Origin of the sequence: Phenylobacterium sp. (assembly GCF_020253645.1) — a bacterium.
GTDB lineage: Bacteria > Pseudomonadota > Alphaproteobacteria > Caulobacterales > Caulobacteraceae > Phenylobacterium.
This window is the reverse complement of sequence record NZ_JADCBG010000140.1, coordinates 1-5,515: the sequence shown is the minus strand read 5'-3', so window position 1 is coordinate 5,515 and position 5,515 is coordinate 1. Positions and strand designations below refer to the sequence as shown.

Sequence of the window (5,515 nt, the reverse complement as noted above, 5' to 3'; positions counted from 1 at the left end):
TACGAGTGGAAGTACGGCAAGCAGCTCCTCTACACCCAGATCCTGAAGGACAAGATCGGCCATCTGGTCGAGGACGCGGACACCCTGGACCAGGCCCTGCACAGGCTGACCGGCTTCCAGGACATCTTCTTCTCCCGCGACTTCCTGGAGCCGCGGCCCCTGATGAGGGCCATGGAGCAGTCCACCGGCTCGGTCCTGCTGATCGACGAGATCGACAAGTCCGACGAGGAGTTCGAGGCCCTGCTGCTGGAGGTCCTGTCCGACTACCAGGTCACAGTACCGGAGATCGGGACCATCGCGGCGCAGGTCCCGCCCCTGGTCGTGCTGACCTCCAACGCCACCCGCGAGCTGGGCGATGCGCTCAAGCGCCGCTGCCTGCACCTGCACATCGACTTCCCCGACGCCGAGCTCGAGGCGCGGATCGTGCGCACCCGGGTGCCCGGCGTCTCCGAGCGGCTGCTGGAGCGGCTGGTGGCCTTCATCCAGGCGGTGCGGGGCGAGAACATCCGCAAGCTGCCCTCGATCAGCGAGACCATCGACTGGGCCCGCACCCTGATCCTGCTGCACGCCGACAGCCTGGACCCGGCCCTGGTGCGCTCGACCCTGAACGTCATCCTCAAGCGCCAGTCGGACATCGCCGAGGTCGCCGGCAAGGTGGAGGCCCTCCTCGACGGCGGGGACAAGGCCGGCCGCTGATGGAGCGGACCCTCACCCGCTACATCCGCGCCCTGCGGTCGGCCGGCGCCGGGGTGTCGACCACCGAGGCCATGGACGCCGCGCGGACGGTGGAGGTGGTGGGCTGGGAGGACCGGGGCGTCCTGAAGACAGCCCTCGGGACGGTCCTGGCCAAGTCCGTCGAGGAAAAGGCGATCCACGAGCAGCTCTTCGAGCTGTACTTCAGCCGGGAGGCGGCGGCGAACGCCGCCGCAGAGGGACAGCCCGGCGAAGGGGGCGAGCCGGACGCCGGACAGCCCGGCGGCGGGGAGGCCGAGCCTCAGGAGGGCGCCAGCGAGGGGGGCGAGGGGAGCGAGGGCGGCGACCCGGTGGAGGCCCTTTCGGCCCTGGCGCGGGGGGAGAACCCCGGGCAGCTGGCCATGGCCCTCGAGCGGGCGGGCGCCGCGGCGGGGGTGGACGAGATCCGCTTCGCCACCCAGTCCGGCTACTTCGTCCGCAAGATGATGGAGCAGATGGGGGTCGAGGCCCTGGAGGCCCGGCTCATGGAGGCCCTGTCCCGGCGCAACGCCGAGGGCGAGGCCGAGGCCGAGGCCCTGATCGCGACCCGCTCGGCCCTCCAGAAGCAGGCCCGGGCCTTCGTCGAGGCCCGGTTCGAGATCTACGGCCGGTCGGCGCAGGACGCCTTCATGAACGAAATCCTGGCCGAGCGCAGCTTCGGCGCCCTGGGACGCAGCGACACCGAGCGCATGCGGGCCCTGGTGGAGCGCATGGCCAAGCGGCTGGCGGTGCGGCACGCCCGTCGCCGCAAGGTGAAGGACCGGGGGCGGCTGGACGTCCGCCGCACCCTCCGGGCCAACGCCGGGCACGACGGCTTGCCCTTCGACATCATCTGGAAGATCAAGCGCAAGGACAGGCCGAAGATCGTGGCGGTCTGCGACGTCTCGGGCTCCGTGGCCCAGTATGTCCGCTTCCTGCTGCTCTTCCTGCACGCCCTGAAGGAGAAGGTGACCGACCTGGAGACCTTCGCCTTCTCCGCCCACCTGGCCGATGTGAGCCGGCCGCTGGAGACCCTGCCCTTCGAGACCGCCATGCGGGCCATCGTCGACGAGGTGGGCTCGGGCGGGACCGACTATGGCGCGGCCTTTCTGGAGCTGGACCGGGACTTCGGCGAGGTCATCGACCGGCGCACCACCGTGCTGGTGCTGGGCGACGGCCGCTCGAACTATTCGAACCCCCGCCTGGACGTCTTCAAGCAGATCGCCGACCAGGCCAAGCGGCTGGTCTGGCTCTGCCCGGAGCCGGCGACGAACTGGGGCTCGGGGGACAGCTGCCTGCTGGAGTACCGCCCCTTCTGCACGCTTCTCACCCAGTGCTCGACCGTCACCGACCTGGAACGGGCGCTCGACGAAATCCTGATGGCCTACGACTAGGAGACCCGCCCCATGAAGGTTCAAGGAAAGATCATCATCGTCACCGGCGGCGCCGATGGCATCGGCGCGGCGCTTTGCCGACGGTTCGCCCGGGAAGGCGCGGCCCATGTGGCCGTCGTCGACCTCAATGCCGAGGGCGCCGCGAAGGTGGCGGCCGAGATCGGCGGCTCTTCCTATGGCGTGGACGTTTCCAACCCCTCGGCGGTGGAAGCCATGGTCCGGGCGGTGGAGGCCGCGCACGGCCGGATCGACCTCCTCTGCCAGAACGCGGGCGTCGGCGGCGGCGAGCCGGACCCCGACAACGCCGCCTCCGCCCCCGACGCGGTCTGGAACCGGGCCTGGGGGGTCAATGTCATGGCCCATGTCTATGGCGCCCGGGCGGCGCTGCCCGGCATGATCGCCCGGGGCGAGGGCTACATCCTGAACACGGTCTCGGCGGCGGGCCTGCTCTCGCAGATCGGCAGCGCGGTCTATTCGACCACCAAGCACGCGGCCATCGGCTTCGCCGAGAGCCTGGCCATCGCCCAGGGGGACCTGGGGATCAAGGTGTCCGTCCTCTGCCCCCAGGGCGTCGACACGGCCATGCTGAGGGCCGGCGGCGGCCAGGAGCAGCCCCAGAACCTGGACGGCGTCCTGACCCCCGACGAGGTGGCCGAGGCCGTGGTGAAGGGCCTGGAGGCCGAGAGCTTCCTGATCCTGCCGCACGAGATCGTCCGCACCTACATGCAGCGCAAGACGGCCGACTACGACCGCTGGCTGGGCGGCATGCGCCGGCTGAGGGCGAAGGTCCTGGGCCGGGCCTGACGACGGGCCGACACCGCCTCCGCCTCAGTTTTGACTCGCCCCCCTGAGGCGCCGCGTATACACCGCCGGGGGAAATCGCCTCCGGAACTGGTCCTCTGAACGACCGGTCCGGGAACTGCAGACCGAGGGAACGCCATGACCGCCATCAATCCGGTGACCGACCTTTCCATGGACGGCGACGTCGCCGTCATCACCCTGAACTCGCCGCCCGTGAACGCGCTCTCGGCCAATGTGCGCGAGGGTCTCTTCGAGGGCTTCAAGGCGGCGACCGCCAATCCCGACGCCAAGGCCATCGTGCTGATCTGCGAAGGCCGCACCTTCATCGCGGGCGCCGACATCACCGAGTTCGGCGGCGCCTCGCGCGGGCCGTCGCTGTTCGACGTCCAGGAGATGATGGAGAACGCGCCCAAGCCGGTGATCGCCGCCATCCACGGCACCGCCCTCGGCGGCGGCCTGGAGGTCGCCCTGGTCGCCCATTACCGGGTCGCCGTCCCCTCGGCCCGCCTGGGCCTGCCCGAGGTGAACCTCGGCCTGCTGCCGGGCGCCGGCGGCACCCAGCGCCTGCCGCGGGTGGCCGGCGTCGAGAAGGCCCTGGAGATGATGACCTCCGGCCGCCACGCCCCCGCCAAGGAGGCCCTGGCGATGGGTCTGGTCGACGAGCTGGCCGAGGAAGGCAAGTTGCGCGAGGCCGCCGTGGCCTTCGCCCGCCGCTGCGTGGCCGAGAACAAGCCCCTGGTGAAGGTGCGCGACAACAACTCCAAGGTCGAGGCCGCCCGCGGCAAGCCCGAGATCTTCGAGGCCTTCCGCAAGGCCAACGCCCGCAAGTTCCGCGGCTTCCTGGCCCCCGAATACAACATCCGCTGCATCGAGGCGGCGGTGAACCTGCCCTTCGACGAAGGCCTGGCCGTCGAGCGCAAGCTGTTCGGCGAACTGGTCACCGGCTCGCAATCGGCCGCCCAGCGCTATTCCTTCTTCGCCGAGCGGCAGGCCCAGAAGATCCCGGACGTGCCGGACGACACCCCCCTGATCCCGGTTAAGTCGGTGGGCATCATCGGCGCCGGCACCATGGGCGGCGGCATCGCCATGAACTTCGCCAATGTCGGCATCGCGGTGACCCTCGTCGAGGTCCAGAAGGAGGCGCTGGAGCGCGGCCTGAAGGTCATCCGCGGCAACTATGAGCGCACGGCGTCCCGCGGCGGCATCACCGCCGCCCAGGTCGAGGAGCGCATGGCCCTGATCACGGGCTCGCTGGACATGAACGACCTGGCCCCGGTGGACCTGGTGATCGAGGCGGTGTTCGAGCGCATGGACGTGAAGAAGGACATCTTCACCAAGCTGGACGCCATCTGCAAGCCGGGCGCCATCCTGGCCACCAACACCTCGGGCCTGAACATCGACGAGATCGCCTCGGTGACCAAGCGCCCCGAGGCGGTGATCGGCCTGCACTTCTTCTCGCCCGCCAACGTGATGAAGCTCCTGGAGATCGTCCGCGCCGACCACACCTCCAAGTCGGTCATCGCCACCTCGATGAAGCTGGCCAAGCAGATCGGCAAGATCGCCGCCCTGGTCGGCGTCTGCCCAGGCTTCGTCGGCAACCGCATCCTGGCCCAGCGCCAGCGCGAGGCCCAGAAGCTGGTCATGGAAGGCGCCATGCCGTGGGATGTCGACCGGGTGCTCTATGACTTCGGCTTCCCCATGGGCCCCTTCGCCATGAGCGACCTGGCCGGCCTGGACATCGGCTGGGTCAAGGAACGCTCCAAGGGCGAGAGCATCCGCGACGTGCTCTGCGAGATGGACCGCCGCGGCCAGAAGACCGGCGCGGGCTATTACGACTACGACGAGAACCGCAACGCCAGGCCGAGCCCGGTGACCGAGAAGATCATCAACGACTTCATCGTCAAGACGGGCTCCAACCCGCGGACGGTCAGCGACGAGGAAATCCTCGAGCGCTGCATCTATCCGATGATCAACGAAGGCGTGAAGATCCTCGAGGAGGGCAAGGCCATCCGGTCCTCGGACATCGACGTGGTCTGGCAGAACGGCTACGGCTGGCCCGTCTATCGCGGCGGCCCGATGTGGTACGGCGACCAGATCGGCCCGGCCAAGGTCCTGGAGAAGATGAAGGAGTTCCAGGCCAAGATGGGCGACGACTTCAAGCCCGCCGCCCTGCTCGAGAAGCTGGTGGCCGAGGGCAAGAAGTTCTCCGACCTCTGATCCCAAGGGCTCCGGGCCGGCGCTGTCGCCGGCCCGGGCGCCCGATCCCGCTCTGGATTCGGCGCGCGAACGGAGCCTATCCTCTCCCGGGGCTGTGACCTGGGGAGGAACACATGGCGGGCAAGGCGCGGAATGACCGGATGATCGTGGGGGCGGCCTCCGCCGGCACGGTCTTCGAGTGGTACGACTTCTACCTCTACGGTTCGCTGACCGCCTTCATCAGCCTGCACTTCTTCTCCGGCGTGAACGAGACGACGGGGTTCATCCTGGCCCTGATGGCCTTTGCGGCGGGCTTCGCCGTCCGCCCCTTCGGGGCCATCGTCTTCGGCCGTCTTGGCGTCCTCTGGGGCCGCAAGAACACCTTCCTGGTCACCATGCTGCTCATGTGGGTG

Annotated in this window: 5 protein-coding genes; all 5 read left to right on the top strand. The window is 69.2% G+C overall.

The window, feature by feature from the left end:
- A partial coding sequence (locus INE98_RS09655; protein WP_293538551.1) for a MoxR family ATPase occupies window positions 1–696 on the top strand: 696 nt, incomplete at its 5' end.
- Window positions 696–2,105: a VWA domain-containing protein gene (locus INE98_RS09650; RefSeq protein WP_293538550.1), complete on the top strand. Its 1,410-nt coding sequence runs from the start codon at window positions 696–698 to the stop codon at window positions 2,103–2,105. The genes INE98_RS09655 and INE98_RS09650, both read left to right, overlap by 1 nt.
- A gap of 12 nt (window positions 2,106–2,117) precedes the next feature.
- Window positions 2,118–2,909 (top strand): SDR family oxidoreductase, encoded by a 792-nt coding sequence (locus tag INE98_RS09645; RefSeq protein WP_293538549.1) that lies wholly within the window; start codon window positions 2,118–2,120, stop codon window positions 2,907–2,909.
- Between the two features lie 135 nt (window positions 2,910–3,044).
- On the top strand, window positions 3,045–5,123 hold the full coding sequence (locus INE98_RS09640) for a 3-hydroxyacyl-CoA dehydrogenase NAD-binding domain-containing protein (RefSeq protein WP_293538548.1): 2,079 nt from the start codon (window positions 3,045–3,047) through the stop codon (window positions 5,121–5,123).
- Between the two features lie 113 nt (window positions 5,124–5,236).
- Window positions 5,237–5,515 (top strand): MFS transporter (locus tag INE98_RS09635; RefSeq protein ID WP_293538546.1); only part of this gene is annotated, 279 nt, incomplete at its 3' end.